General features: G+C 59.4%; 1 protein-coding gene. It reads left to right on the top strand.

Annotation, left to right across the window (positions count from 1 at the left end; translation table 11 throughout):
* Positions 1-722, top strand: a 722-nt coding sequence (gene ttcA, locus ACFWW4_RS22700) for a tRNA 2-thiocytidine(32) synthetase TtcA (protein WP_411892912.1), incomplete at both ends; no start/stop codon positions are given.

The raw sequence follows: 722 nt of genomic DNA, 5'->3' as shown, positions 1-722 counted from the left end.
GACGATACAGAAATCCACCCGCTTTTCCACGGTGCGCCTTCCAGCACCGAGTTCAAGAAGCTGCGCAAACGCATCGTGCGATATACCCGCGAGGCGATCGAACAGTATGGGATGGTGCCCCCTCAGACAGGCCAGAAACCGGACAAATGGCTGGTCTGCCTGTCAGGTGGCAAAGACAGCTACACCCTGCTCGCCGCTTTGTACGAGCTGAAGTGGCGCGGCCTGCTGCCTGTCGATCTGATCGCCTGCAATCTGGATCAGGGGCAACCGGGGTTTCCGGCGACGGTCCTGCCGGAGTTTCTGGAAAAGATGGGCGTGCCGCACCGGATCGAATACCAGGACACATATTCCATCGTCATGGACAAGGTGCCGGCGGGGCGGACATTCTGCGCGCTGTGTTCGCGGTTGCGGCGCGGCAATCTGTACCGGATCGCCCGCGAGGAAGGGTGCAGCGCCATCGTGCTGGGCCACCACCGGGACGATATCCTTGAGACGTTTTTTATGAATCTGTTCCACGGCGGGCGTCTGGCCACGATGCCGCCAAAACTGGTCAACGAGGAAGGCGATCTGTTTCTCTATCGTCCCCTCGCCCATGTGGCCGAGGCTGATTGCGAGAAATTCGCGAAGGCCATGAATTATCCGATCATTCCCTGTGATCTGTGCGGGTCGCAGGATGGGTTGCAGCGCCAGCAGGTCAAACAGATCCTGGATGGCTGGGAAAA

It is taken from the genome of Yoonia sp. SDW83-1, from assembly GCF_046762885.1.
GTDB lineage: Bacteria > Pseudomonadota > Alphaproteobacteria > Rhodobacterales > Rhodobacteraceae > Yoonia.
This window is presented reverse-complemented; position numbering and strand designations above follow the sequence as displayed.